Here is a 24,629-nt window from a genome sequence, read left to right as displayed (position 1 = left end):
GGCTGGGGCTAATCGGGCAGGGGACTGAATGCTTCCTCCCAGGGTTCCAAGTCGGGGGCTGGGGTTGGCGGTTCAGCGGGGCGACCCGGGTGCAGACAGCGTTGCCGATCCAGGTTTTCCAGGTAGCTTTTTTCCAGGTGAATGGAGTCTTGCAGGCGTTGGAGTTCGGCGAGCAGGGCTTGGCGTTGCTCCTGCTCTTGGGTCTGGGCGAGTAAGGTACTGCGTTCTTGCCACAGGGAAAGCAATTGTTTGCAATTTTTTTCACAAATCACGCGTGCCATCGTTGCCACCGCCGATTGGATCACCAAATGGGGTTGGCACAGTTCCAATTCCGTCACCTCGTCCAACTGAAATAACCCCTGCACCTGGCGCATTGGCTCGGGGGCTTCCTGGTACAGCCGTTGCAGACCCACAATCAAATCCAGGGTGTGGGGCACGCCGCCGGTCTGGGCGACCCTCTGCTCCATGTCCCGAATCTGTTGCCAGAGCCACCGATGGCTACGGCTACAAAATGCCAAATCCCACTCCTCCAGGGCATCCACCACCCGTTGGCGCAGGGCAGGCAAATGCAGATAAATGCGTAATAGTTGGGCTTCGGCGGCTTCCAGTAAGTTGGTGCTGGTGACGGGGGCGGGGGGCGGACGGCGGGGGTGGTCCTCACGCCAGCGCAGAAGGCGGTTCAGATAGGCTTCCAGTTGCAGAACCAGGCGGGAATTGCCCTTGCTCAAGTCGTTCACCGCCAAACTGATGTAGCGCAGGCGCAGGGCGGGGTTGGGAATTTGCCGGAGCAGGGCGGCGAGTTGTTTGAGGATCAATTGAAATTCATCCGGGCGTTGGCTGTCCCGTTGCAGTAAGATTTGGTTGATCTGCCAGTCCAACCACAGGGGAGCGGCTTGTACCAGGGTTTGGTAATCGCTGGCGGAATGCTGTTGCAGATATTCGGCGGCATCTTTCCCCTCGGGCAAGTACAGAATATGTAATGATACTTCCCCTTTGTAAGCCAGGTCTTTTACCTCACCGATCACCCGTTCCACCGCCTTTTGTCCGGCTTTGTCCGCATCAAAATTCAAAATGACCCGCTTGGATTCCGTGTAGCGCAACAGCAGGCGCACCTGGTCGGCATTGAGGGCAGTTCCCAAAACGGCGACCGTGTGGGTCAACCCCGCCTGGTGCAGGGCGATGGCATCGAAATACCCTTCCACCACCAACACCTGATCCTGGCGGGCAATGGCATCCTTCGCCTGATCCAGGGCGAAAAGGGTTTGGCTTTTATTAAACAAAGGGGTTTCTGGGGAGTTGAGATACTTGGGTTCTTCCCCATCCAAACTGCGTCCCCCAAAGCCAATGATCCGCCCTTGGTTATCCCGAATGGGGATCATCAGACGGTTACGAAACCGGTCGTAGTAACCGCCATTATCCCGTTTGACAATCAACCCAGCTTCCGCCACCAGAGGAGCGGGAAACCCCTTATGTTCCACCAAATAACTGGTGAGGGTTTGCCAACCGTGGGGGGCATAACCGAGTTGAAACTTTTGAATGGTTTCCGGGGTTAATTGCCGTTTTTGCATTAAATAATCCCGCACCATTTGATTATTTTTTTGTCCCAGGGCGTACTCATAAAAATGCCCCGCCACCGCCAAAATTTCGTAGAGTTGTTGCCGTCGGGTTCGCTGTTGTTGATACTGTTCCTGGTGGGCGGGTTCTAGGGTTTGAATGGGGACTTGGTAGCGGTGGGCTAAATCCAAAACCACCTCATGAAACGAGGTTTTCCCCAATTCCATGAGAAATTTGATCGCATCGCCGCCCGCCCCGCAACTGAAGCAGTGGTACAACTGTTTTTGGGGACTGACATGAAAGCTGGGTTTTTTGTCCTCATGGAACGGACACAAGCCCACCAACCCCTTCCCCTGGTGCCGCAACACCACCCGGGTGGAGACCACATCCACGATGTCCACTTTCTGCCGCACCTGTTCGATGGTGTCCGGGTGCAGACGGGGCGTTTCCATCCAGCGGGGGGATAAGGACTGGTTTTTTTATTTTACCGAGTTGCCCCGGATTTCCCTAGTCCCTCCCAACCAAACCAAGTTTGTAAGGATTGCTCAAGTTGTGTGGCATCCGCCTGTGCCAACCGACCAATCCCTTGGATAACCAAACGTTCATGCACTGTATAGACACCCCTTTTGACTGCGGTTGGGACGTTCAATCCGGCGGTCGCCTATGCGGACAGGACAAATTCCCCAGCCAACAATCAACCTGTTTTACTTGTCAAAGGGGTGACAAAAATATCTGGGGATGGATGAAATGTACTGACAACGACCGCCGGTCTCACCTTGGAACTTGACGCATCTGAAAAGGGATAGCGCACTAAAATAACGTCATGTTTGGAGTAGCTGGGCATAGACATCATCCTCAGCGTTGTCCCAGACCCCAGCCAAAGCGGATTCGCTGGCACCATACCAAAATACAGCCTCATTGTCCGGGAAAACGGTCACCAGCACCCGGACTCCCTCTGGTAATTCGGCAGGCTCCAATAGCTCGATTTGCCCTTGCCGCACCGTAGCCCAAAGCGTTTTTAGCATAGGGGTTCCATCAGACTGATTGCTTCATTTTAATTAATGAAATTAATTTTAGTCCCCATCTTGGGAACGACCACTGCGGCGACCCAATTCATACACCCCGCACCCCAAGGCGGACAACAGCCCCAAACTCACCCCCCAACTTTTGCCCAAGGACCAATCGCACAGGTACTCGCAAAGCACTCCCAACCCCAACCAAGGCACCATGCCCACCAGGGAAGCCAGCCCCGCCGGGAGCCGTTGCACCAAAGCAGTAAACATCCGGTCACTTTGGGGGGAAAAGCCCCAGTAAAACGCAATCGCCCACAAACTCGCACCGGCAACCGTACCCGCATTCCACACGAAAGGGGGCAAACTCATCGGGGCAGAACCTAGAACCAACCCTTTTTGTTGAGGACGTAGGTATTCACAAATTCTTCATCGCTTTTGGTTAAATACATAATGCCTTCAATTAAACCGATAATACTCATAATTGGTGCCGCAAGCCCGCAGGTCAGGAGAGATACCAAGAGCATAACCAGCCCTTCAGTGGTGTAGCCGAGGACGAACTTATGCACTCCTAAACCTCCCAACAAAATACCGCAAATACCGGCGGCTATTTTTTTACTGGCATCCGGTGGACTGGTGTTCATGGGTCAAACTCCTCAAAATTATCTAAATTTATCTAAATTAATTGTGTGCATCCAGACCAATTACAACCAGGCTTTCTTGTTGAGGACGTAGGTATTCACAAATTCCTCATCGCTCATGGTTAGGTAAATGACCCCTTCCACCAAGCCCAGCAGTCCCATCAGCGGCGAACCCAACCCACCCGTGAGCAGGGAAATCCCCAGCATGATTAGCCCTTCCGGGGTGTAACCTAGGATGAACTTGTGGATGCCCAAGGAACCGAAGAAAATCCCACACAACCCAGCGGGAATTTTGGCACTGGCATCCGCCGTCGTTGTCGTCATGGTCGCACCTCCCGGAAATTAAGCTACTTAGGATTGTACGCCCAAACGGTCAGAGGCTCGTTGTCCCCCGGCGAGGGCAGAAATTTCATCGTCGTAGTGGTCCGCCATTTCCATGATGGATTTTGCTGAAGTTTCCAACTCCTTGGGGTCGCAGGTGGAACCCACAATGGCGTGTTCTAAACGAATATCCCCATCCTCGTCAATGCCAAAGGCACCAAAGGGAATTTCCGTATTCTGCCGCAGAAGGTACTGCAACAATTCCGGTTTTAACTCCGCCCCTTTGACCACGTAGGACCAGGTACAGACAATCGCATCATCCTCCGTCCAGGGCAGAACTTCCACAGCGGCGTAGGCGGAACCCCGGGGAATAATAAAAATGGGCAGGTCATCCCGGATTTCCAGCTTGTCACCAAACAGTTCCTGCATCCAGGGGCGGATTTTTTCATAACAGGTTCGTTGGGGGGCACTGTCGAATAGCATAGGGATTCCTCGCGCACAACTGCCCTTTAGTGTACCGGCAACCCTGATACTCCAAGGTTAAATTCCGGTAATGAACCCTAGAAAATGCTTAAATTGATGGACGTAATCCGGGGGCACCAGAGAACTTGGCGTAGGATACATTTAGGAATCTGCCTTCAGGTGTATGGAATCTAGCCTCTCTGCCAGCCACTTGCAGAACATGACCATTTTGATCGTGGACGATTCCCCGGCTCAGCGGTTGTCTTTGGTGGCGATTTTGAAAGCGGCGGGGTTTCACCACATTCACACGGGGGATGATGCCTCGGACTGCTTTGACCTACTCAACCGGCAGGCAGTGGATTTGATCCTCATGGATGTGAGTATGCCTGGGATCAATGGCATCGAAGCCTGTCGGCGGATCAAAAGCCAACCGAGCTTGCACGATATTCCCATCATCATGGTCACCGCCAGTGTGGAGGTTTCCGACCTGGAAGCGGCTTTTGAGGCGGGGGCAACGGACTATATTGTCAAACCCCCCCATCAAATTGAACTCTTGGCACGGGTGCGGGCGAGTTTACGCCTCAAGTATGAAATGGATCAACGCAAAGCGAAGGAAGCGCAGTTGCGGCAGATGACCATTGACCTCTCCCAAGCCCTGAAATCCTTGGATGAACAGCACCAACTCCTGCGATTGGAACAGGAAAAATCCGAGCGTTTGTTGCTCAATATTCTGCCCAAACCGGTGGCGGAACGGTTGAAGCAAGGGCAACAGGTGATCGCCGATGATTTTCCAGCGGTGACCGTATTATTTGCCGATATTGTGGATTTCACTTCTTTAGCCGCCCGGATGCCCGCCCAGGATGTGGTGGCGTTGTTGAATGCGGTATTTTCCCGGTTTGACTGGCTGGCGGAACGGCATGGTCTGGAAAAAATCAAGACCATTGGGGATGCCTACATGGTGGTGGGGGGACTGCCGACGGAGCGTCCGGATCATGCCCAGGCGGTGGCGGCGTTTGCCCTGGATATTTTGCGGGTACTGCAGGGGAATGAACAAACCAGCCATTTACTGCGGGTGCGGATCGGGATTCACACCGGGCCGGTGGTGGCGGGGGTGATTGGCACCAAAAAATTCATCTATGACCTGTGGGGGGACACGGTGAATACGGCCAGCCGGATGCAGATGGTGGGTAACCCCAATACGATTCAAGTTTCCGAGGCTACCTATGAGCATTTGAAAGATGCTTTTGTGCTGGAGGAACGGGGGGTAATTCCGGTGAAAGGTAAGGGGGATATGCGGGTGTATTACCTGATGGGTAAAAAGTAATTTTGAGCTAAAATTTTATCATTAGTCAATACGTTAAATCGAACAAGTATGCAACCGGCTAATGACCAAGCCCAAGGTCTTTACCGATTGTGTTATCGCCTCACGAATGTGATTTATGGGCACCTCTATAAATTCAAAGGTAGCGGTCGCAGGGACACCCCCGCCCTTGGTTCTCCAGAATATGTGCCTACTAGCGAGATAACTTGCTACTGGTACCAAAGAAGTGTAGTGATTTTTTATAATACTCAACTTAGTAAACTTCATCATGGTTACCAATATCCACAAGTACAGCTTTTCCGTCTTCTGTGAAATAGAATACAATCCTCACACTGTAATCAACTCTAAAACTCCATAAACCTTCGAGCTTTCCAGACAATTTATGAGTTCTAAGACTTGGTTCATACGGGTTTTATATAAATTGTTCTAACTTCTTCCAAAATTTTGCCTCTAGCTTACGATTTGGTTTGATGCGTTTCTTAAAAGCAATCTTAAATGAAGAACTGAAACTAACTTCCATCCTTATTGTTCAATCAGATTTTTCAGTTCAGCAATATCGGCGGAAAAAACAAGTTCTCCTCTCTCCTGTTCCACTTTGGCTGACTGGAAGTTTTTCAGTATTTCTTCACGATTATCTTCACGGATATAATGATGCAACAGCAATTGAATTTCCCGCTTTTCTTCGAGCGAGAGACTTTTAATAGATTCAATGACATCATTAAATAACATTGAATTGGCTATGCTACACTACATGAAAATTAATTTAGCATATTTAACACCTAGGGCATCTCTAAACATCAAGTTGCCGGGACACTACCCCACCCCTGATGCTCAATCATACCGGCATTATTAAGTCAATGATCCCCAGGAACCGGATTCTTGGTATGATCTAGTACCCATAACTACTTTTGCTCCAGAGGTGGCGCATGGCTCGGATGTATTACGACACGGATGCGGATTTAAGCCTTTTGCAGTCCAAGCCCATTGCCATTATTGGCTATGGTTCCCAGGGGCACGCCCATGCGTTGAATCTGCGGGACAGCGGTTTGCAGGTCATGGTGGGACTTTACCCCGGCAGTAAATCGGCGGCAAAGGCGCAGGCGGAAGGTCTGCCCGTGTTACCTGTGGCGGAAGCGGCGGCGCAGGCGGAATTGGTCATGATCCTGCTTCCCGATGAGGTACAAAAAGCGGTTTATCTCCAGGAAATTCAGCCCCATCTGCGTCCGGGGAAAATTCTCGCCTTTGCCCACGGGTTTAACATTCATTTTGCTCAGATTGTGCCCCCCCCGGAGGTGGATGTGATCATGGTGGCGCCCAAGGGACCGGGGCATCTGGTGCGGCGGACCTATGTCCAAGGTCAGGGGGTGCCCTGTCTGTTTGCGGTGTATCAAAATGCGTCGGGGCAGGCGAGGGAACGGGCGATGAGCTATGCCAAGGGCATTGGCGGCACCCGGGCGGGGATTTTGGAAACCACGTTTCGGGAGGAAACCGAGACGGATTTGTTTGGAGAACAGGCGGTGCTGTGCGGCGGGTTGACTGCCCTGATCAAGGCGGGGTTTGAAACCCTGGTGCAGGCGGGTTATCAGCCGGAATTGGCTTATTTTGAATGCCTGCATGAGGTGAAATTGATCGTGGATTTGATCGTGGAGGGGGGCTTGGCACGGATGCGGGATAGCATCTCCAACACGGCGGAATACGGGGACTACACCCGGGGTCCACGGGTGATTGATGAGCGGGTGCGTGCGGAAATGCGGAAAATTCTCACGGAAATCCAAACTGGTCAATTTGCCCGGGAGTTTGTCCTGGAAAACCAAGCGGGAAAACCGGGCTTTACAGCCATGCGGCGGCGGGAAGCGGAACACCCGATTGAGGAAGTGGGGCGGGATTTGCGGGCGATGTTCAGTTGGTTAAAAACGGATTAGAAAGGGTACTGTTTCATCCCTAAATTTCTCACATATCTGCACTAAAGCCTGTCCCAAATGCTGGGCGACCCGTTGGGGATGTACGCTCAATTCCCCTTCCTGTTGCGCCAACCATAAGCCGGTCTGGGCGTGCCACCACACCCCCGCCTGGGTGAGGGCGACCAAATCCCGTCCTTGCTTCACTCCCTGCGCCAACAACCCGCCGAGCAAACCGGTCAACACATCCCCACTCCCCCCCCGTGCCAGACCTGGTGTGCTATCGGGGTTGATGGCAGTACGACCATCCGGCGTGGTGACTATCGTGCGGGCACCCTTGAGCAGGATCACCGCCTGGGCAATCTGCGCCGCCTGTTGTGCCGCCTCCAAACGGTTGCTGAGATTGAATTGGGGGAACAAACGGTGAAATTCGCCAGCGTGAGGCGTGAGCAGGGTAAATCCAGGGCGTTTTCCCGACCAGGGGGCAAGGATATTTAGGGCATCCGCATCACAAAGTATGGGCAAATGCGTGGAACATAAGGTTTGAACCATACGCTGGGCAGCACGGGTTAATCCCGGACCGATGGCAATGAAATCGTAGGCGGTTAATTCCCCAGGTAGGTCGGCGATGGCTCCCTCAGCCGTTTCTGGGCAGGGGATCAGGATGGCTTCCGGTACTTCTAATGTAATAATATCTTTGATGGATGCTGGCACGGCAATGGTCAACATTCCCACCCCACTGGCGCGTGCCCCCAAAGCCGCTAGGACTGCTGCCCCCGGGTAGGAACGGGAACCACAGACCAACAGCAGATGACCGCATTGGTATTTATGGATCACGGTCGGGCGGGGCATGGGTAACGCCTGGATCATGGCTCTAGGGGTTAACCGGGTGAGAGCGGGCGCAGTGCCGAGAATTTTACAAATCGCTGGGGCAGGAATGTCAAAATCAATCCGTTCTAAAATCCCCACATATTCTTGGCTAACATCTTGCAGTAATCCCAGTTTCCATAGCCCCAAACACAGGGTGCGCTGGGCACGAATAGCAACGGGTTGGGGCTGTCCCGTATCCGTGTGCAGTCCCGAAGGCAGATCAATGCTGATCACCGGTTTTTGCCACCCATTCACTGTATTGATTAAATCCACTAATTCTGGAGCTAATTCCCGTTCTAAACCAAATCCAAATAGCCCATCAATCAACACATCACAAGTATTTAATTCTTGCAGATTTTCCACTTCGGGAATCCCCAGATAATGGGCATAAGTTTTATGAGCAAGGGTCAATTCTTTGGCAGAGCGAAAGGGGTGATGAATTATTAAAAAATAACCCTTTTGCCACAGTTCCCGAGCCACTACCAAGGTATCAGCGCCATTGTGCCCAGGTCCCACCAATAAGCCAATTTTTTGCCCTGGGGGGAGCAATTCCCGGAGCCGTTGGCTAATTTTTCCTGCCACCTTTTCCATCAGTGCGGCAACGGGGAATCCGTGGGCAAACAATTCCTGTTCAATCAAACCCATTTGTGCCGCCGTCACCAACAGGGCTTCCGGGTCAATTAAGCCTTGGCTGTCCCTCATCTGCAACCCCCAACAGGGAATCGGCTACAATAAAACCGTTTGTTTTTAAGGTAACACCCATGCAACGGCGCACTTTATTGGGGGGCTTGGCGGTGTCTTTGGGGGGCTACTTCGCCTGGGGACAACCGGCGTGGGCATTGGGGGGCACCTTACCAGCACTGGGTCAACCGGCACCGACATTTACCTTACCCACTCTGGACAATCGGCAAATTTCCCTGACCGACCTGCGGGGGCAATGGGTGGTGCTGTACTTTTATCCCAAGGATTTTACGTCCGGGTGTACCCTGGAAGCCCGCCGGTTTCAGCAGGATTTGCCCCAGTACCAGGTGCGGGGGGTGCAGATTATCGGGGTGAGTGCGGATTCGGTGGATTCCCACGAGCAGTTTTGCGACAGCGAGGGCTTGAAATTTCCCCTGCTGGCGGATACGGATGGGGCGGTGAGTCGTGCCTATGGTTCCTGGTTGGGGTTTATTTCCCTGCGGCACACCTTCATCATTGACCCGGAGGGCATTCTGCGGGCACGGTTTGTCAAGGTCAACCCCAGCACCCACAGCCAGGAAGTCCTGCGGCAATTGGACGAATTGGGCGTGGTGGGTTAATGGCGGAAGCCGCTTACTGGTTCGCCTGGGGGGCAATCCCTGGGATCGGGGCGGTGTTGCTGCAACGGTTGTGGCAAAAATTTGGCAGTCTGGAGCGGGCGTGGGCGGCTGACGGGGAGGAATTGCTGGCGGTGCCGGGGCTGGGGTTGCAATTAGTGACCACAATTCTGGCGACCCGTCCCCAGCTTGACCCGCAGATTTTATATGAACAATGTATTGCCAAAAACCCCCATTTCTGGACACCGGCGGATGCGAATTATCCCCAACTGTTGCGGGAAATTCCCGACCCACCGCCAATTTTGTACTATGCGGGGCATCCTCAACCTGGGGAATGCACCGGGGCAATGCCCATGATTGGGGTGGTGGGCACCCGGGAGCCTTCGGCGTATGGGCGCAAGTGGACAGAAAAACTGGTGCAAGGTTTGGTCAGTCAGGGCTGGAGGGTGGTTTCCGGGTTGGCGGCAGGCATTGACACCACTGCCCATCGCACCTGTTTGCAGGCTGGGGGACGCACCTGGGCGGTGTTGGGCACGGGGGTGGATCAGGTGTACCCGACGGGGAATCGGCAACTGCACCAGGATATTGCTACCCAGGGGGTCTTGCTCAGTGAATATCCCGCCGGAACTGGACCAGAGCGCACCCATTTCCCCCGGCGGAATCGGATTATTGCGGGTTTGTGTCGGGCAGTTGTGATTACGGAAGCCCCCCTGCACTCCGGGGCGTTGATCACGGCGGAATTAGCTTGTCAGTACAATCGGGATGTGTATGTTCTGCCCGGTTCTCTGGACAATCCCGCCGCTTTGGGGTGTTTGCATTTGATCAACCAAGGGGCGCAGATGCTTTTGGGGGTGGAACATTTGCTGGAACTATTGGGAGCCATACCCCCTTTAGCAAAGCCTTCACCAGCGGTGCCCCCGGAGTTGGCGGGGATTTTCGCCCTGATTTCCTCGGAGCCAATCACTTTTGATGCAATTGTCGCCCAGTCTGGTCAACCGACAGATCAGGTGGCGAATGCCCTCTTGGAATTGGAACTGAGCGGTCACATTACCCAATTGCCGGGACTGCGTTATCAGCGTTGATTGGGGATCATTTCCACGCAAAATTAGGCTATAGCAATCCTAAATGAGAATAGAATACGGATCACAGCGGCACCGCCCCCGTCCTTGGTTCTGGGTAAGATGGGCATTCCCACGATGGGATTGATGATTGGTTCACATAAATAGAGATTTTCTATTGCTAATTATAGTTTTAGCTAATAATTTCAGCCAATAAAAAAAGGGTAACTACCTCAATTTTCCCTGACCCCAGATTCATGCCGCCGCCACAGAATCAACGCATCATCTTCAGGGTTTTGATAATAGCGGGGACGACGACCCAGAATAGCAAAACCCAGGGATTGATACAAATTGAGGGCAATGCTATTTTGCGACCGCACTTCCAAGGTAATGTGGCAAATTTCAGGGGGGAATTGTTCTATTAAATAATTGAGGGTTAACCGCCCCAAACCTTTACCCCGGTGGTCAGGATGTACGGACAAAAGGACGATATGGGCTTCATCCAAAATGAGCCAGGCGACTGCCATACTGAGCAGGGTGGATTCCTGGGGGCAACCAACAAATAAAGTGTGAGATTTTTGCAATTCTTCTGCATATTGCCCCGGAGACCACCACCCCCCCAAAGCCAAATGATCCAACTCAATTACAGCTTCTAAATCCAGATGGGTTAAACGACGCAACATGGGGAATTAGTATTCAGGAAACATTCTCGAGGGTACCTCTAAAAATGGGTCGCCGGGGCACTACCCTCATTTTTGATTCTTGGTAATCCTTGTGTACCAACACGATAGTTTTCTGTTAATTTACAGCATGATTCCTATCTGTAGCAATCCTAAATGAATTTAGCACAGGGGTCGCCGGGGTACCAACCCCATCCTTGGTTCTGGGAAATCTCTGTTCACTAATCAAGTAGGATTGCTATATATGCTATTATTACAGTCTTTTCAGGGATTTTGGGGTATGGGGGAGTTGTCCATACACTGATGGGAAGGATTCGATTTGTACCCTGTAATCAACAAAAAGACTGTAATTCATAATCTTAATACACCAAAGCCAAGATAGGATTTATTGTCTATTCCATCGCTTCACTCTCATTCATAAAGTTGATCATATCGAGATTAATATCAATTCCCACCTCTGAACCAAAACATTTTTCAACAAAAGACTTGATCTGATTAACATAGGCAATAGCCTTATCTGCATTTTTTCGTTTGTAGTATTCCAAGGGAATAATATCTACCGCCCCATAGAAAGCCAATTCCCTATCTTTACGAATCTCAAACGATATATCTTCTATCAAGGTTATTTCCTGATCAGAAAGCTCTGGGAACCGTTCTCTATTTTCGGCGATTTGACCGCCTGGGTCGTGGGTTTTGCCGTAGTTAATTCCCTTAATGATTAAACAAGCCTTGATCAGTAATTCAATAATTTCTTGGCACATCCGAACCACATCGGCATAATCACCAACATCATAAAAGAATGACAATGCTTGTATGCGATAGTTAGCCCTTTGATAGGAATCTCTTGCTAATTTCTTTCTCATTATTATTCACCCAATACGGAATCCCTCGACATATTTTACGCTTAATTAAACCTTCACGAATTAATTGATTTACTGTATCACTAATCTGAGTAATAAAGTTGGATTTTTCATAAATTATATAGTGATTGATAGCCATTTCGTAAGTTAAACTGTTTGGTCTGCATAACTCCATTGGTTTTAGTAAAGTAAAATTTACTTCAAAACCAAATAATTTTTCCAACTTCATACAAGTATTCAACAATAAATCATCTCTGCTTTTGCAATCTGGTATATTTTCAGCAATGACTAATAAATCGAGATCAGAGCTATTGACCCATAAATGATGAACACGGGAACCGTACACAACTATAGCCCATAGATCAGCGCCGAATAAAGCGTGAATTTCCTCTTCGATAAGTTGAGCTTGGATTGTAGATATTCCTGTTCTGACCTTATCCCGAAAAATAGTAGATTCTTGCTGAGGTAACATTTTTAATAGGTCGTAGTTACGTCAATCTTATGGATAATAATCTAATCATAGCATATCTCACGGTTTATTTCATCGCTTTGTGGAAGTTGTAGCATTTCCGTGAAATAAAGCTGTCCCTAGCCTAGTTCCCTAAAATATTATGAATTAAACTATATTTTCTAGACGTGCCATGATGTTCCCCAAGCCTGAATTCCCCTGGCTCAACCAGACCTTAGAGGATTTGCAAAAGCTCGCCGAGCAGACCCAAACGCAGATTGCGGAGACCATGAATGCCTTACAGGAGCGGGCGACCCAGGCGCAACACAACCTAGAACAGCAGGTACACCAGACCCTGGAGCAGGTCGTCCCCCCCGAGGTGCAAGCCGCCGTTGCCACCAATCACGCCCTGGTGAATCAATGGGTGCAAAAGGCGCAGGCGACAGTTGAAGGGCAAATGGAACCCCTGCAAGAGTTCCTCAACCGCCTGGAACAAAACCGGGTGGGGGTCAGCCAACAAGTCACAGTACACCTGCAAGCGGTGATCCCCGAACCCCAGAGACTCCAGAGCATCGGGGGGGGTATGGTGGGGTTGATGGGCGGTCATGTGGTCGGCTCTGCCCTGGGGGGGGTGGCGGGGGCGGTGACCTTTGGCCCCGTGGGGGCGGTGATTGGCACCCAGATGGGCGGCTTTACCGGGCGGGTGGTGGGGGCGCATTTGGGCGAAACCCTGGCGGGAGGGCAACCCCTGGAAACAATTGATGAACGTCTGCAACGGTTGGCCTCGGATTACATGGGGAGCAGTGTGGGGGCGGCGGTGGGAACCGTGGTGGGACAGGTCACTTTGGGGCCGGTGGGGGCGCTCGTGGGAAATTTTGTCGGGGATGCGGTGGGGGGACAGTTGGGGACGAATGTTTACCAACACATCAAACAGGGGCAAGCCCAGGAGGATAAACTTTGGGCAATTGACCATTCCGGGGAAACCACCAGCGAATTGATTGGGGGTACGGTGGGGCGTTTGGTCGCCGGGGCACAGGGGCAAATGTACGGTGCCCGTTTGGGAAACTATTTCGGGCGCAAAATCCCCTGGCACCAGGCCGTCGCCGTCCCAAATACCCCCCAGCCCGACTTGCCGCCCGACCCTGAACTTTGCTATCCCAAGAAAGGGGACTCCCAAAACTAACCCATAATAGGTAGGAAGTTCACCTGCGATTCACGCCCATCCTCTAACCTATGCCCCGTTCCCGTACCACCGCTGACCCGTCCCTCAATGGCCAACCGACCCTGGTGATTGTGGAATCCCCCACCAAGGCCCGCACCATCCGCCAATACCTACCGGAAAATTACCGGGTGGAAGCCTCTATGGGTCATGTGCGGGATTTGCCCCAATCCGCCAGCGACATTCCGCCTGAACTGAAAAACCAGGACTGGGCCACCCTTGGGGTAAATGTGCATCAGGACTTTGAACCTCTGTACATCGTGCCGGGGGACAAAAAGAAAGTGGTCAGCACCCTCAAGGCCGCCCTCAAGGAAGCCAAAGAACTGATCCTAGCGACGGACGAGGACCGGGAGGGGGAAAGCATTAGCTGGCATTTGACCCAGGTGTTGCAACCCCAGGTGCCGGTGAAACGGATGGTCTTCCACGAAATTACCCGGGAGGCGATCCAAGCCGCCCTCCAACAGTGCCGTCAGGTGGATGAGGGGCTGGTGCGCGCCCAGGAAACCCGCCGGATTCTGGACCGGTTGGTGGGGTACACCCTGTCCCCCCTGCTCTGGCAAAAGGTCGGGCCGGGGTTGTCCGCCGGGCGGGTGCAGTCCGTGGCGGTGCGGTTACTGGTACAACGGGAGCGGCAGCGGCGCGCCTTTCGCAGTGCTACCTATTGGGATGTGAAGGCCCAGTTGACCGCCCACCAAACCCCCTTCGAGTCCCGCTTGGTGGCCTTGGGGGGGATGAAACTCGCCAGCGGCCAGGACTTTGACCCCCAAACCGGAGAACTACTCCCCCGTCGCCGGGTGCGTTTGCTGGATCAAGCCCAGGCGGAAGCCCTCTGCCAACAACTCCAGGGGGCAACCTGGCGGGTACGGGACGTGGAATCCCGGCAAGTCCAGCGCAAACCCGCGCCCCCCTTTACCACCTCCACCCTGCAACAGGAAGCCAACCGGAAACTGCGGCTCTCCACCCGGGAGACCATGCGGATTGCCCAAAATCTGTACGAACAGGGCTACATTACCTATATGCGGACGGATTCGGTGCATTTGTCCCAACAGGCGATCACCGCCGCCCGGGAATGTGTTCAACAGATGTACGGGGAACCTTACCTCAGCCCCCAGCCCCGCCAATACGCCACCCAGAGCAAAGGTGCCCAGGAAGCCCACGAAGCCATCCGCCCCGCCGGGAGTCATTTTCGCACCCCCCAAGAGACGGGCTTAACCGGACGGGAATTAGCCTTATACGATTTAATTTGGAAGCGCACGGTGGCCACCCAGATGGCGGAAGCCCGGTTGACCCATCTGACCGTGACCATTGAAGCGGGGGAAGCGGAATTTCGCACCACCGGCAAACGGATTGATTTTCCCGGCTTTTTCCGAGCCTATGTGGAAGGCTCCGACGACCCCCAGTCCGCCCTGGAGGACCAGGAAATTAGCCTGCCGCCCCTGGCCGTGGGGGACACGCCCCAATGCACCCACCTGGAAGCCCTGCGCCACGAAACCCAGCCCCCGGACCGTTACACGGAAGCGTCCCTGGTGAAAACCCTGGAAAGCGAGGGAGTCGGCCGTCCCAGCACCTACGCCAGCATCATCGGCACCATCCAGGACCGGGGGTATGCCCAGCTAGAGGGAAACGCCCTAGTCCCCACCTTTACCGCCTTTGCCGTCACCGCCCTGCTGGAGCAAAATTTCCCCCATTTAGTGGACACCGGGTTCACCGCCAAAATGGAACAAACCCTGGACCATATTGCCGAAGGGGAAACCGCCTGGTTGCCCTATCTGCGGGAATTTTATCTGGGGGAACAGGGGTTAGCCAGCCAGGTAAAAACCCAAGCCCAGGCGATTAACCCCGCCACCGCCCGCACCCTGGAACTCGAAGGGTTGGGGGATGCCAAAGTCCACATCAGCACCCGCTACGGCCCCTACGTGGAAATTCCCCAAAATGGCGAAGTGGTCACGGTTTCCCTCCCCAAGGACCTCACCCCGGCGCAGTTGACCCCCCAGGTGATCGAGGAATTGCTCCGGCAAAAAACCGAAGGCCCCACCAAACTGGGGATGCACCCGGAGACCGGCGAACCGATTTACGTCCTCACCGGCAGTTACGGCCCCTACGTGCAGTTGGGGGAAGCGACGGAAACCAACAAAAAACCCAAACGGGCTTCCCTCCCCAAGGGGGTGACCCCGGAACAAGTGACTTTAGCGATGGCGGTGGGGTTGTTGTCCTTACCCCGTACCCTGGGGGAGCATCCCAACGGCGGCAAAGTCAAAGCCGGTCTGGGGCGGTTTGGCCCCTATGTGGTACACGACCGGGGCAAGGAAGGGCAGGACTTTCGTTCCCTCAAAGCGGAAGATGATGTCCTCACCATTACCCTGGAGCGGGCTTTAGAACTCCTGGCGCAACCCAAGGCTGGCCGGGGGCGGAGCAGTAGCACGCCCTTGCGGGAACTGGGTGCCCATCCCCAGGATCAACAGCCGGTGAACGTTTACCAAGGTCCCTATGGCTATTACGTCAAACACGGCAAGGTGAATGCGGGCTTACCGGAGGGCACCACCCCGGAAACGGTGACTTTGGAACAGGCAGTGGAATTGTTAGCCGCCCGGAGCCAAAATCCCCGCAAAAAGACCACCAGTCGCCGCAAAAAAAGCTAACTTTGACCCCGCCTGACCTGAAAGAGGTCATTGTTATCGCCATCCAGGTCAATCCAGTCGTACTGGGGCAACACCACAATTGCCAGTTTTATAGTAATTTCCAACAAGTTTGCGACATTCTATAGCAATCCTACTTGATTTACATTAGCTTGCGTGCCGTAGGCATACACAAAGTTTCCAGAACCAAGGACGGGGGCGGTGCCCCTGCGACCCCTATTCCATTTTCATTTAGTATTGCTATAGCGATCTGATTCGATGAACGTTAGCTTGCGTGCTGTAGGCATATAGAAAGTTTCCAGAACCAAGGACGGGGGCGGTGCCCCTGCGACCGGTGTTCTAAATTCAGTTAAGTGCTTTACCTTTCTTTTGTGCTGGTCTTGTGAATAAATAGAGGTGCCCTTGGGGGAAATTGCTGGGGTTATTTTGTGCCTGTGAGCAAGAGCATCTGGCGCAGGGTTTGTTTGTGGGACATCCCCCGGCTCCTCAGCGCATAGTAGAGGGTCATATTCCGCATAAAATCCTGTTTACCCGCTTCCCCGTTGGCAACCAAATTCATACCATCCAGCATTTCTACTAAACTGGCTGGGACTTTTTGTTCCTGGAGCTTTTTCCACATGGCAATGGTGGCATAACCCATTTCTTCTCGGGATTGGCGATAATTCAGGGACAACTCATCCAAAACCGTGCGAAACCGGGAAATGGAATTAGCAGAAGCCACCGCCTGGCTGGGTTGGTCGCTTCCCAACAGGGCTAACTGATATTCAATCGAACGTTCAGTTTGTGCATACGTTGGCGGTACAGACAGGAGCGCACCCAGCATTCCCACCGCTATCACCATTCCATACTTAATGCTTTTCATCGTTACTCACTCCCCACAGTAGCACTAATTTATCCTTTAGTTTAGCAGTACAAAATGGAAATGTAAATATACAGCAGTCCTATTCGATTGGCATTAGCTTGCGTGCCGTAGGCATACAGAAATTCCCCAGAACCAAGGACGGGGGGGTGCCCCTGCGACCCTTATTCCATTCTCATTTAGTATTGCTATATCGTGTATCGTGATGCGTTGATAGCTAAAATTCACCAGTATTAAGTCCAGGGCAGTGGGGGGTTAGGTTTGCGGGGAAAGCTTATGTACCAAAGGATCGGCATGGCGATGCACCAACCGCCATTGCCCCGACTCCCGGCGAAAGATTTGGGTCACCCGCAGTTCCAGAGGCTGGGGTTCCGGATTGTTGTCCAAGCGCACCCAGTTCCGCTCGATGGTTACCGTGTAAGCCAATTCTGTCCCCACCCCCATACTCACTGTTTCTTCGGTCAATGTGCCGTCCTGCAATTGACTGGCCGCCCAATCCAGGCGGGGTTCCACCTGCGACCACCCCCGTTCCACACCGCCAAATCCCCCGAGAATCGTAACGTCCTCTTGATGAGAATAAATTGCTTTAAGACGGGTAGGATTTCCCTGTACCATCTCCCGATTGGCTTGGGCAACGACGGCACGAAATTCAGCAAAAGCCGGGTCGTTCATCAGTACCTTGGCATCCCCAGACGGTTGCTCCTAATATACAATCGGTTCATGAATCAAGCCGTGACTCGTAAAAAAATTAAAAAATTGGCTTGTATCTTCTAAATTTCCCAAACATGATTGGGGTCAGCCAGTGCCTGCTGGACGTGGGCTAAATTGGCTAAATCTCTAAAAGGACTCGCCTGGGCGACTTTGAGCATATTATCCAATAGCAAAGCTAACTGTTGATTGTCCCCCTGCGCCATCGCTTGGTCAATGCGAATAAAGGTCTCCTGAAAATAGACTTTGCGTTCATCAAATGCCCGCTCTAAATAGGTGATTAAAGCGGTACGGAGGGTTTGAATCTGGGCTAAATTTGTTTCTTTCCAGGTGCGAATTTGCTCCCGTTTGGTTTGCTCCTGTTCAGCAATTTTTAGATATGCGGTGTAAGCGGAAACGACATCGTTCACACATTGCGCTGGTGCCATGATGAGCGTGAGTTGGTCAATGTTACGCAGGGGATTTTGTTTCATCAGTGACCTATAGGGATCGGTATTTGATCTTGAGTTGGGCAGACAGGGGATTGAGATTCCCCTCGTTGTCAAGGATAGGGGTGCGAAGCATATCGGCTAAGGCTTTAATGATCAACAAGAGGGACTGAATTAAATGACCATCTTTTTCGATGCTAAAACCATTTTGATCCAAGTGTGATTCAATTTCATTCATCAGTTTTATGGCTTTAATATTCAAGGTTAGTAGCAGATGTTCCAGTTCCGTAATTCGGGCTTTCACCAACTCAAAATAGGCGACCAGTGCTCGTAATTTACTGATTTCCACATCAACTTCAGCGATAAAATTTTCGGCTTCCGTTAGGGCTTTTTCCCCCTCACCTGCCAGGACAAATCCCCCGATCAAAAGTGCCGGTGCTACCGTAATGCCCCCCAAAACGGCGGCACCCAAAGCCATGCCCCCACCCCCAGCGGCTAAGGAACCACCCCCCAAAGCGGCTAACGTGGCATTCCAGGCGGCGGCACCACTCAAACTACTAATGGCTGTCCCCGTACTGGCGGCTCCAAATAATCCCACCAAGCCGATGGTTCCCTGACTGGCGGCAAAGGCGGCTCCGGCGGCAGTCGCTCCCCCGGTGAGAACGTTCCCGGCATTCAAATTAATGCCAAAATCCCGTTTGATTTCTTGAATCACAACTTCGATGCCAACCAAGTGTTGCATTTCCCGAAGCGCAACGTTTTGGCGAATTTTCTGCATTAATTGCACCCAGCGCTGGAAGGTAATGGTTTTGACGTGCATTTGATACTGACCGTATTCCTGGGCGAGGCGATTGGTTAAAACTGCCGCATTATCCGTAACCAAACGCTGATATTCATAACGTTTTTTAGCCTCATCAATTTTGCCTTGGGCACTGGCAATGTCAACGGCTCCCTTGGCTCCAAAGGCTATGCCGGTTGCGCCCCCTGCCGCCGCTAACGCCAATAACACCAACGGTAGAACCAAAATCATAAAATTACTGTTTGGAAGGGGGATGAAAAATTTGAGAAAAAATAGTTTTTCAGCGGTGCGTTACCCTCTTACAGGATATTACATGATCCGCCGTTGGTCAAGCAAAAATTTGGGATGCCCGGATCGCTTAAAATAGGAAAACAGTCAACAAAAAATGAGTGCATTTGTGCAGTTGATGTCCCTCCAGCGTCCATACACGGCGGCGGTAATTATTCCCACTGGTATTGGTGCCAGGATTGGTGGCTATGCGGGGGATGCCATACCGGTAATTCGGGCGATGGCGCAGGTGGCGGACTGGGTGGTGACCCATCCCAATGTGTTGAATGGGGCGATGCTGTATTGGTCGTTGCCGCAGGTGTGGTATGTGGAGGGCTATGCCTTGGATCGCTGGGCGGCGGGGGAGTGGGGATTGCAACCGGTGCATCAACAGCGGCTGGGGGTGGTGCTGGATGCAGGGATGGAACCGGATTTGCAACTGCGGCATCGGCAGGTAATCCAGGCGGCGCAGGCGACGTTGGGGTTAACCATTGCCGGGGAGGTGCGGACGGATGAACCGTTGGGCGTGGGCTTGCAAACGGCGGATTCCGGGGCGACTTGGGGCACGTTGGCGCATCCCGATAGCCTCCTGCGGGCGGTGGCACAATTGAAGGAACAGTACCAGGTGACGGCGGTGGCGGTGGTGGCACGGTTTCCGGATGCCCAGGATGAGGCGGTAATCCGTTATCGGCAGGGGCAGGGGGTTGACCCGTTGGCGGGGGCGGAGGCGGTGATCAGCCATTTGGTGGTGCGGACGTTCCATTTGCCCTGTGCCCATGCACCGGCGTTGCGTCCTTTGCCCCTTGACCCCACGGTGGCTCCCCCGGCGGCGGCGGAAGAGTTGGGCTATACCTTTTTGCCATCGGTGTTGGTGGGCTTGAGTCGGGCACCGGGGTATGTCAGCCAGCGGGCACAGGGGGGGGTCTGGACGGAGCAGGTGGATGCGGTGGTGGTGCCGGGAACGGCGTGTGGGGGGGCGGCGGTGCTCCATTGGGCAACGCAGGGAAAGTTGATCATTGCGGTACAGGACAATACCTCCCGGATGGGGGTGGCGCCGCAGGCGTTGGGCATCCCGGCGGTTACAGTCACGTCCTATTTGGAGGCGATCGGGGTGATGGCGGCGCACAAGGCGGGGGTGGATTGGCGGTGGTGTGGGCGGGGAGGACAGCATTAACCATGACCAGAACGCCAGAGTTAAGCCGCACGGAAATTTTGGTGGCAATGGGTTTGACGGCGGTGGGGTTATGGCTGGTGTCCCGGCTGTGGCAATTTTTTGACCCGCTGGCGCAGTTTACCCTGGTGTGGCGATGGGCGGATGTGCTGTGGGGGATGGCTTTGGGGGTGGGGATTAGTGCCTTGAGCCGGTTGGTGTATTGGCTCTGGCCGAGTTATCGGGAATGCAGTAATTATTATTTGGAATTGGTGTTAAGCCCTTTGGTTTGGCCCGATTTGCTGTGGTTGGGGTTACTGCCCGGCTTGAGTGAGGAATTGCTGTTTCGGGGTGTGATCCTCTCGGCGTTGGCTCCCCCCTGGGTGGGGTTGTTGGTCAGTAGTGCCTGTTTTGGCATTTTGCACCTGGGTAGTTGGCAACAGTGGCCCTATGGGGTGTGGGCCAGCTGTATTGGTTTGATTTTGGGGTTGGCGGTGCTGGCCAGTGGCAATGTTTTGGTAGCCATCGTGGCGCATGGACTGACCAATTGGATTTCGGCGGGGCTGTGGAAATGGCAAAATCAATAGAAATGACCCAGAACCAAATACGGGGGTTACGCCCCTGCAACCTATTTTTAGAAGTGCCCTTAATTCCTAATTCTTATTAGGTTTTTTTGTGTTTATTATTCGTTTTGATGAGCAGTTTATCAGTCCACAGGGGTTCGCCAATTCTTGTCCGTGGTAATCTAATAGCAGACAGCGGCACGGTAGCCCAGATGGAATTGGTAGCCCAGGATTTATGGAAATACTATAAGGAACGAGCGGTGGTGCAGGGGGTCAGCCTGAGTCTCCAGCCGGGGGAGATTTTGGGACTGCTCGGCCCCAATGGCGCTGGAAAAACCACTACAGTGGGGATGCTCTACGGGGCGGTGATCCCCAGTCGGGGGTTTGTCCACATCGGTTCCTACCATGTCCACCGGCACGGCCGGCAGGTGCGCCAAATCCTCGGAGTCGTCACCCAGGAAGATAATCTTGACCCGGATTTTACGGTGTTGGAAAATTTGGTGTTTTTTGCCCACCATTACAAGATGACGGGGCGACCAGCCCAGCGGCGGGCGTGGGAACTTTTAGAACAGGCGGGATTAACCGCCTATGCCCATCAGCGGGTGGATGTATTGTCGGGCGGACTCAAGCGGCGGTTGGTCTTGTCCCGGGCGTTAGTCCATCATCCCAAAATTGTCTTTTTAGACGAACCGACCACGGGGCTTGACCCGGATGCCCGGCAGGAATTTTGGCGGAGTATTTCGCTCCTCAAACAGGCGGGGTGTAGTGTTTTATTAACTACCCATTACATGGATGAGGCCCAGCGGCTATCGGACCGGTTATTGCTGTTGCAAAAAGGGGTGATTGTGGACCAGGGGACACCGGCGGACTTGATCCAGCGGATTATTGGGGTGGAGGTGGCGGAAATCGAGGGAGTGGAGCGGGCGGCGGTCCAACAGTTGGCGGAACCGGCGGGGGTGTGGTGGCGACCCTTGGGGCAGGGGTTTGTGGTCAGTTTACCCGCTCAGGATGACAGGTTATGGCAGGCATTGCAGGGGCTGAAAAGTACCCGTTTGAGCCGTAGGCAGGCGAATTTGGAGGATGTGTTTTTGCGGTTGACGGGTCAGGAACTGGCGGATTGACGGCGGCGGCGGCACCGTTCGGAACAGTATTTCACCTCGTCCCAGCAGTCGGCCCATTTTTTGCGCCAGGTGAAGGGACGGCCACAAACCGGGCAGATTTTTTCCGGCAGGTCGGCTTTAGGGATTCCCTTGGGCATGGGTGACGTACCAGGCGTAGGTTTTTTCAATCCCCAGGGGCAAAGGGGTTTGCGCCCGCCAGCCCAGTTGGTGAATGCGGGAAACGTCTAGGAGTTTGCGGGGGGTGCCATCGGGTTTGCTGGGGTCGTAGCACAGTTCGCCGGTGTAGCCCACAATTTTTTTGATGAGATTGGCCAATTCGCTAATACTTAAATCCTCACCCGTGCCCACATTAATAATTTCCGGTTCATGGTAATTTTGCATGAGAAAAATACAGGCGGTCGCCAAATCCTCCACATACAAAAATTCCCGGCGGGGGGTGCCAGTGCCCCAGATGGTGACCTGGGGGTGTTGGTGGATTTTGGCTTCGTGAAATTTGCGGATCAAAGCGGGTAAAACATGGGCGTTTTGCAGGTCAAAATGGTCACCGGGGCCATAGAGATTGGTGGGCATGACGGAAATGGCACACCAGCCATATTGTTGCCAGTAGGCTTGACAGAGTTTGATCCCGGCAATTTTGGCAATCGCATACCATTGGTTGGTGGGTTCGAGGGCACCGGTTAACAGATATTCTTCCTTGATGGGTTGGGGGGCAAATTTGGGATAAATACAGGAGGAACCGAGAAATAATAATTTTTTAACGCCGGTGCGGTAGCTGTGGTGAATGAGATTAATTTGTATCTGTAAATTATCCTGGAGAAACTCTACCGGGTAGGAGGAATTGGCCACAATGCCCCCCACTTTGGCGGCGGCGAGAAAAACATATTCCGGTTGATGGCGCTCAAACCATTCCCCCACCCTTTGGCTATCCCGCAAATCTAATTCTGAACGGGACACGGTTAAAGTATATTCAAAACCCTGTTGTTGCAATTGACGATGGATGGCGGCGCCGACCAACCCCCGGTGACCTGCAATATAAATGCGGCTGTGCCGTTGCATCATGGCCGATTTGGGACTGCTTTGAAGCGATCCTAACCCAACTGGGGCCGGCTTTGGTGTACCTTAGAAAAGCGCATGGCTAACTGTGCCATTGGTGTTCATTCCGATTTGAGGTTTTTATGACGGCGACGACTGCCCGGGTGGATTGTGATGTGAAGGATTTGGGTTTGGCTGGCCTAGGCCGCCAGCGGATCGAGTGGGCGAGCCGGGAGATGCCGGTTTTGGCGCAGATTCGCCAGCGGTTTGCGGCGGAAAAACCCCTGCAAGGGATTCGGTTGGTGGCCTGTTGCCATGTGACCACGGAGACCGCCAATTTGGCCTTGACCCTACAGGCGGGGGGTGCGGATGCCCTGTTGATCGCCAGCAATCCCCTCTCCACCCAGGATGATGTGGCGGCCTGTTTGGTGGCGGATCACGGGATTCCCGTATTTGCGATTAAGGGGGAGGATACGGCTACCTACCTGCGCCATGTGCATCGGGCGTTGGATCACCATCCCCAGGTAATTATTGACGATGGCAGTGATGTGGTGGCGACCCTGATCCAGGAACGCCAGGAACAGGTCGGGGAAATCATTGGCACGACGGAGGAGACGACGACGGGGGTGGTGCGCCTGCGGGCCATGTTGGCCGCCGGGGTCTTGGCTTTCCCAGCGGTGAATGTCAACGATGCGGATACCAAACATTTTTTTGACAACCGCTATGGCACGGGGCAATCCACCCTGGATGGGATTATTCGGGCGACCAATACCCTGATCGCCGGGAAAACCGTGGTGGTGGCGGGTTACGGTTGGTGTGGCAAGGGAACGGCCCTGCGGGCCCGGGGGCTGGGGGCTCGGGTGATTGTCACGGAAGTTGACCCGGTGCGGGCGTTGGAGGCGGCGATGGATGGCTTCCAGGTGGCTCCCATGCACGAGGCGGCCCAGGTGGGGGATTTGTTCATCACCGTGACCGGGAACAAGCACGTGATCCGGCGGGAGCATTTTGAATTGATGAAATCCGGGGCCATGGTGGCCAATTCAGGGCATTTTGATATTGAAATTGACCTGAAAACCCTGGAAGAATTGAGCCGTGAGGTGAGCCATCTGCGCCCATTCGTGCAGGAATATCGCCTCAAATCCGGCAAAGCGATTATTGTGCTGGGGGAGGGACGGTTGGTGAATTTGGCCGCCGCTGAAGGGCATCCCGCCAGTGTGATGGACATGAGTTTTGCCAACCAAGCCCTGGCCTGCGAATACCTGGTGAAGCACCAGGGGCAACTGGCTCCCGGCATTTATCCCGTCCCGGCTAAACTGGATCGGGAAATCGCCCGGTTGAAACTCAAGGCAATGGGGATTGAGATTGACACCCTCACCCCCACCCAGGTGGAATACATGAACAGTTGGACAGCGGGAACCTAAGGGGG

The 24,629-nt window shown here is 53.4% G+C and carries 28 protein-coding genes; 10 read left to right on the top strand and 18 right to left on the bottom strand.

Features of this window, described 5'->3' with window-relative positions; translation table 11 throughout:
- Positions 1–8 precede the first annotated feature (8 nt).
- The 7 genes from dnaG to MLD66_RS10740 all read right to left on the bottom strand — a co-directional run bounded on the left by dnaG (position 9) and on the right by MLD66_RS10740 (position 4,009).
- Complete coding sequence (gene dnaG, locus MLD66_RS10765) at positions 9–2,006, bottom strand: DNA primase (RefSeq protein ID WP_247217745.1); 1,998 nt, start codon at positions 2,004–2,006, stop codon at positions 9–11.
- A 32-nt stretch (positions 2,007–2,038) separates the two neighbouring features.
- On the bottom strand, positions 2,039–2,164 hold the full coding sequence (locus tag MLD66_RS14540) for a hypothetical protein (protein WP_281438455.1): 126 nt from the start codon (positions 2,162–2,164) through the stop codon (positions 2,039–2,041).
- Between the two features lie 211 nt (positions 2,165–2,375).
- Positions 2,376–2,579, bottom strand: a complete 204-nt coding sequence (locus tag MLD66_RS10760) for a hypothetical protein (protein WP_247217743.1) — start codon at positions 2,577–2,579, stop codon at positions 2,376–2,378.
- Between the two features lie 48 nt (positions 2,580–2,627).
- Complete coding sequence (locus MLD66_RS10755; RefSeq protein ID WP_247217742.1) at positions 2,628–2,936, bottom strand: hypothetical protein; 309 nt, start codon at positions 2,934–2,936, stop codon at positions 2,628–2,630.
- Positions 2,937–2,947: 11 nt separating this feature from the next.
- Positions 2,948–3,208, bottom strand: coding sequence for a TM2 domain-containing protein (locus MLD66_RS10750; protein WP_247217740.1), 261 nt, complete (start codon positions 3,206–3,208; stop codon positions 2,948–2,950).
- 60 nt (positions 3,209–3,268) lie between these two features.
- The gene (locus tag MLD66_RS10745; RefSeq protein ID WP_247217738.1) at positions 3,269–3,529 is read right to left on the bottom strand and encodes an NINE protein; all 261 of its coding nucleotides are present in this window, start codon (positions 3,527–3,529) and stop codon (positions 3,269–3,271) included.
- Between the two features lie 27 nt (positions 3,530–3,556).
- On the bottom strand, positions 3,557–4,009 hold the full coding sequence (locus MLD66_RS10740) for a YbjN domain-containing protein (protein WP_247217736.1): 453 nt from the start codon (positions 4,007–4,009) through the stop codon (positions 3,557–3,559).
- 163 nt (positions 4,010–4,172) lie between these two features.
- Between MLD66_RS10740 and MLD66_RS10735 the strand changes: the two genes are divergently transcribed.
- Complete coding sequence (locus MLD66_RS10735) at positions 4,173–5,312, top strand: adenylate/guanylate cyclase domain-containing protein (RefSeq protein WP_247217734.1); 1,140 nt, start codon at positions 4,173–4,175, stop codon at positions 5,310–5,312.
- Between the two features lie 519 nt (positions 5,313–5,831).
- On the opposite strand, the gene MLD66_RS10730 is transcribed toward MLD66_RS10735, so the two are convergent.
- Positions 5,832–6,038, bottom strand: a complete 207-nt coding sequence (locus MLD66_RS10730) for a hypothetical protein (protein WP_247217732.1) — start codon at positions 6,036–6,038, stop codon at positions 5,832–5,834.
- Positions 6,039–6,235: 197 nt separating this feature from the next.
- Here MLD66_RS10730 and ilvC point away from each other — a divergent pair, with 197 nt between their 5' ends.
- Positions 6,236–7,231, top strand: coding sequence for a ketol-acid reductoisomerase (ilvC, locus tag MLD66_RS10725; RefSeq protein WP_247217730.1), 996 nt, complete (start codon positions 6,236–6,238; stop codon positions 7,229–7,231).
- Here ilvC and MLD66_RS10720 read toward each other — a convergent pair.
- On the bottom strand, positions 7,217–8,779 hold the full coding sequence (locus tag MLD66_RS10720) for an NAD(P)H-hydrate dehydratase (protein ID WP_247217728.1): 1,563 nt from the start codon (positions 8,777–8,779) through the stop codon (positions 7,217–7,219). The genes ilvC and MLD66_RS10720 overlap by 15 nt on opposite strands.
- Before the next feature lie 59 nt (positions 8,780–8,838).
- On the opposite strand from MLD66_RS10720, the gene MLD66_RS10715 reads away from it, so the two are divergent.
- Both MLD66_RS10715 and dprA read left to right on the top strand, forming a co-directional pair.
- Positions 8,839–9,378 carry a peroxiredoxin gene (locus tag MLD66_RS10715; RefSeq protein ID WP_247217726.1) on the top strand — a complete coding sequence of 180 codons (540 nt, stop codon included), beginning with the start codon at positions 8,839–8,841 and terminating at the stop codon, positions 9,376–9,378.
- Positions 9,378–10,457: a DNA-processing protein DprA gene (dprA, locus tag MLD66_RS10710; RefSeq protein WP_247217724.1), complete on the top strand. Its 1,080-nt coding sequence runs from the start codon at positions 9,378–9,380 to the stop codon at positions 10,455–10,457. Before MLD66_RS10715 ends, dprA begins: the two co-directional genes overlap by 1 nt.
- 209 nt (positions 10,458–10,666) lie before the next feature.
- Here dprA and rimI read toward each other — a convergent pair whose 3' ends face one another.
- The 3 genes from rimI to MLD66_RS10695 form a co-directional block, all read right to left on the bottom strand.
- Positions 10,667–11,116, bottom strand: a complete 450-nt coding sequence (gene rimI / locus MLD66_RS10705) for a ribosomal protein S18-alanine N-acetyltransferase (RefSeq protein WP_247217722.1) — start codon at positions 11,114–11,116, stop codon at positions 10,667–10,669.
- Positions 11,117–11,505: 389 nt separating this feature from the next.
- A complete protein-coding gene (locus tag MLD66_RS10700) occupies positions 11,506–11,976 on the bottom strand; it encodes a HEPN domain-containing protein (RefSeq protein WP_247217720.1) in 471 nt (156 codons plus the stop codon).
- On the bottom strand, positions 11,936–12,445 hold the full coding sequence (locus tag MLD66_RS10695; protein WP_247217718.1) for a nucleotidyltransferase domain-containing protein: 510 nt from the start codon (positions 12,443–12,445) through the stop codon (positions 11,936–11,938). The genes MLD66_RS10700 and MLD66_RS10695 overlap by 41 nt, the downstream gene beginning before the upstream one ends.
- Before the next feature lie 169 nt (positions 12,446–12,614).
- Here MLD66_RS10695 and MLD66_RS10690 point away from each other — a divergent pair, with 169 nt between their 5' ends.
- Positions 12,615–13,604, top strand: coding sequence for a DUF456 domain-containing protein (locus MLD66_RS10690; RefSeq protein ID WP_247217716.1), 990 nt, complete (start codon positions 12,615–12,617; stop codon positions 13,602–13,604).
- A 50-nt stretch (positions 13,605–13,654) separates the two neighbouring features.
- Entirely contained in the window at positions 13,655–16,279 is a 2,625-nt protein-coding gene (gene topA / locus MLD66_RS10685; RefSeq protein WP_247217714.1) for a type I DNA topoisomerase, read from the top strand.
- A 418-nt stretch (positions 16,280–16,697) separates the two neighbouring features.
- Here topA and MLD66_RS10680 read toward each other — a convergent pair whose 3' ends face one another.
- The 4 genes from MLD66_RS10680 to MLD66_RS10665 form a co-directional block, all read right to left on the bottom strand.
- Positions 16,698–17,138 carry a hypothetical protein gene (locus tag MLD66_RS10680; RefSeq protein ID WP_247217712.1) on the bottom strand — a complete coding sequence of 147 codons (441 nt, stop codon included), beginning with the start codon at positions 17,136–17,138 and terminating at the stop codon, positions 16,698–16,700.
- Between the two features lie 252 nt (positions 17,139–17,390).
- A complete protein-coding gene (locus MLD66_RS10675; RefSeq protein ID WP_247217710.1) occupies positions 17,391–17,807 on the bottom strand; it encodes a nuclear transport factor 2 family protein in 417 nt (138 codons plus the stop codon).
- Between the two features lie 98 nt (positions 17,808–17,905).
- Positions 17,906–18,316 (bottom strand): hypothetical protein, encoded by a 411-nt coding sequence (locus MLD66_RS10670; protein ID WP_247217708.1) that lies wholly within the window; start codon positions 18,314–18,316, stop codon positions 17,906–17,908.
- Between the two features lie 7 nt (positions 18,317–18,323).
- Positions 18,324–19,301: a hypothetical protein gene (locus MLD66_RS10665; protein ID WP_247217706.1), complete on the bottom strand. Its 978-nt coding sequence runs from the start codon at positions 19,299–19,301 to the stop codon at positions 18,324–18,326.
- A gap of 175 nt (positions 19,302–19,476) precedes the next feature.
- Here MLD66_RS10665 and MLD66_RS10660 point away from each other — a divergent pair, with 175 nt between their 5' ends.
- The 3 genes from MLD66_RS10660 (at position 19,477) to MLD66_RS10650 (ending at position 22,171) form a co-directional block, all read left to right on the top strand.
- Entirely contained in the window at positions 19,477–20,511 is a 1,035-nt protein-coding gene (locus MLD66_RS10660) for a DUF3326 domain-containing protein (protein ID WP_247219083.1), read from the top strand.
- A gap of 2 nt (positions 20,512–20,513) precedes the next feature.
- On the top strand, positions 20,514–21,074 hold the full coding sequence (locus MLD66_RS10655) for a type II CAAX endopeptidase family protein (protein WP_247217704.1): 561 nt from the start codon (positions 20,514–20,516) through the stop codon (positions 21,072–21,074).
- A 188-nt stretch (positions 21,075–21,262) separates the two neighbouring features.
- A complete protein-coding gene (locus MLD66_RS10650; RefSeq protein WP_247217702.1) occupies positions 21,263–22,171 on the top strand; it encodes an ABC transporter ATP-binding protein in 909 nt (302 codons plus the stop codon).
- Here MLD66_RS10650 and MLD66_RS10645 read toward each other — a convergent pair.
- Together MLD66_RS10645 and MLD66_RS10640 are read right to left on the bottom strand one after the other, a co-directional pair.
- Positions 22,153–22,308 (bottom strand): DUF2256 domain-containing protein, encoded by a 156-nt coding sequence (locus MLD66_RS10645; RefSeq protein WP_247217700.1) that lies wholly within the window; start codon positions 22,306–22,308, stop codon positions 22,153–22,155. The genes MLD66_RS10650 and MLD66_RS10645 overlap by 19 nt on opposite strands.
- A complete protein-coding gene (locus MLD66_RS10640; protein ID WP_247219081.1) occupies positions 22,289–23,227 on the bottom strand; it encodes a GDP-L-fucose synthase in 939 nt (312 codons plus the stop codon). Before MLD66_RS10640 ends, MLD66_RS10645 begins: the two co-directional genes overlap by 20 nt.
- Positions 23,228–23,346: 119 nt before the next feature.
- Between MLD66_RS10640 and ahcY the strand changes: the two genes are divergently transcribed.
- A complete protein-coding gene (gene ahcY, locus MLD66_RS10635) occupies positions 23,347–24,624 on the top strand; it encodes an adenosylhomocysteinase (RefSeq protein WP_247217699.1) in 1,278 nt (425 codons plus the stop codon).
- Positions 24,625–24,629 lie beyond the last annotated feature (5 nt).

The sequence above is a fragment of the Synechococcus sp. C9 genome, assembly GCF_022984075.1.
Taxonomy (GTDB): domain Bacteria; phylum Cyanobacteriota; class Cyanobacteriia; order Gloeomargaritales; family Gloeomargaritaceae; genus Gloeomargarita.
Note: the sequence above shows the minus strand (reverse complement) of the source record. Positions and strands in the feature narration are given on the sequence as shown.

Coding starts and splice junctions, on each gene's coding strand:
- dnaG (WP_247217745.1), bottom strand. CDS start 2,006: ATGGAAACGCCCCGTCTGCACCCGGACACCATCGAACAGGTGCGGCAG.
- MLD66_RS10760 (WP_247217743.1), bottom strand. CDS start 2,579: ATGCTAAAAACGCTTTGGGCTACGGTGCGGCAAGGGCAAATCGAGCTA.
- MLD66_RS10755 (WP_247217742.1), bottom strand. CDS start 2,936: ATGAGTTTGCCCCCTTTCGTGTGGAATGCGGGTACGGTTGCCGGTGCG.
- MLD66_RS10750 (WP_247217740.1), bottom strand. CDS start 3,208: ATGAACACCAGTCCACCGGATGCCAGTAAAAAAATAGCCGCCGGTATT.
- MLD66_RS10745 (WP_247217738.1), bottom strand. CDS start 3,529: ATGACGACAACGACGGCGGATGCCAGTGCCAAAATTCCCGCTGGGTTG.
- MLD66_RS10740 (WP_247217736.1), bottom strand. CDS start 4,009: ATGCTATTCGACAGTGCCCCCCAACGAACCTGTTATGAAAAAATCCGC.
- MLD66_RS10735 (WP_247217734.1), top strand. CDS start 4,173: ATGGAATCTAGCCTCTCTGCCAGCCACTTGCAGAACATGACCATTTTG.
- MLD66_RS10730 (WP_247217732.1), bottom strand. CDS start 6,038: ATGTTATTTAATGATGTCATTGAATCTATTAAAAGTCTCTCGCTCGAA.
- ilvC (WP_247217730.1), top strand. CDS start 6,236: ATGGCTCGGATGTATTACGACACGGATGCGGATTTAAGCCTTTTGCAG.
- MLD66_RS10720 (WP_247217728.1), bottom strand. CDS start 8,779: ATGAGGGACAGCCAAGGCTTAATTGACCCGGAAGCCCTGTTGGTGACG.
- MLD66_RS10715 (WP_247217726.1), top strand. CDS start 8,839: ATGCAACGGCGCACTTTATTGGGGGGCTTGGCGGTGTCTTTGGGGGGC.
- dprA (WP_247217724.1), top strand. CDS start 9,378: ATGGCGGAAGCCGCTTACTGGTTCGCCTGGGGGGCAATCCCTGGGATC.
- rimI (WP_247217722.1), bottom strand. CDS start 11,116: ATGTTGCGTCGTTTAACCCATCTGGATTTAGAAGCTGTAATTGAGTTG.
- MLD66_RS10700 (WP_247217720.1), bottom strand. CDS start 11,976: ATGAGAAAGAAATTAGCAAGAGATTCCTATCAAAGGGCTAACTATCGC.
- MLD66_RS10695 (WP_247217718.1), bottom strand. CDS start 12,445: ATGTTACCTCAGCAAGAATCTACTATTTTTCGGGATAAGGTCAGAACA.
- MLD66_RS10690 (WP_247217716.1), top strand. CDS start 12,615: ATGATGTTCCCCAAGCCTGAATTCCCCTGGCTCAACCAGACCTTAGAG.
- topA (WP_247217714.1), top strand. CDS start 13,655: ATGCCCCGTTCCCGTACCACCGCTGACCCGTCCCTCAATGGCCAACCG.
- MLD66_RS10680 (WP_247217712.1), bottom strand. CDS start 17,138: ATGAAAAGCATTAAGTATGGAATGGTGATAGCGGTGGGAATGCTGGGT.
- MLD66_RS10675 (WP_247217710.1), bottom strand. CDS start 17,807: ATGAACGACCCGGCTTTTGCTGAATTTCGTGCCGTCGTTGCCCAAGCC.
- MLD66_RS10670 (WP_247217708.1), bottom strand. CDS start 18,316: ATGAAACAAAATCCCCTGCGTAACATTGACCAACTCACGCTCATCATG.
- MLD66_RS10665 (WP_247217706.1), bottom strand. CDS start 19,301: ATGATTTTGGTTCTACCGTTGGTGTTATTGGCGTTAGCGGCGGCAGGG.
- MLD66_RS10660 (WP_247219083.1), top strand. CDS start 19,477: ATGTCCCTCCAGCGTCCATACACGGCGGCGGTAATTATTCCCACTGGT.
- MLD66_RS10655 (WP_247217704.1), top strand. CDS start 20,514: ATGACCAGAACGCCAGAGTTAAGCCGCACGGAAATTTTGGTGGCAATG.
- MLD66_RS10650 (WP_247217702.1), top strand. CDS start 21,263: ATGGAATTGGTAGCCCAGGATTTATGGAAATACTATAAGGAACGAGCG.
- MLD66_RS10645 (WP_247217700.1), bottom strand. CDS start 22,308: ATGCCCAAGGGAATCCCTAAAGCCGACCTGCCGGAAAAAATCTGCCCG.
- MLD66_RS10640 (WP_247219081.1), bottom strand. CDS start 23,227: ATGCAACGGCACAGCCGCATTTATATTGCAGGTCACCGGGGGTTGGTC.
- ahcY (WP_247217699.1), top strand. CDS start 23,347: ATGACGGCGACGACTGCCCGGGTGGATTGTGATGTGAAGGATTTGGGT.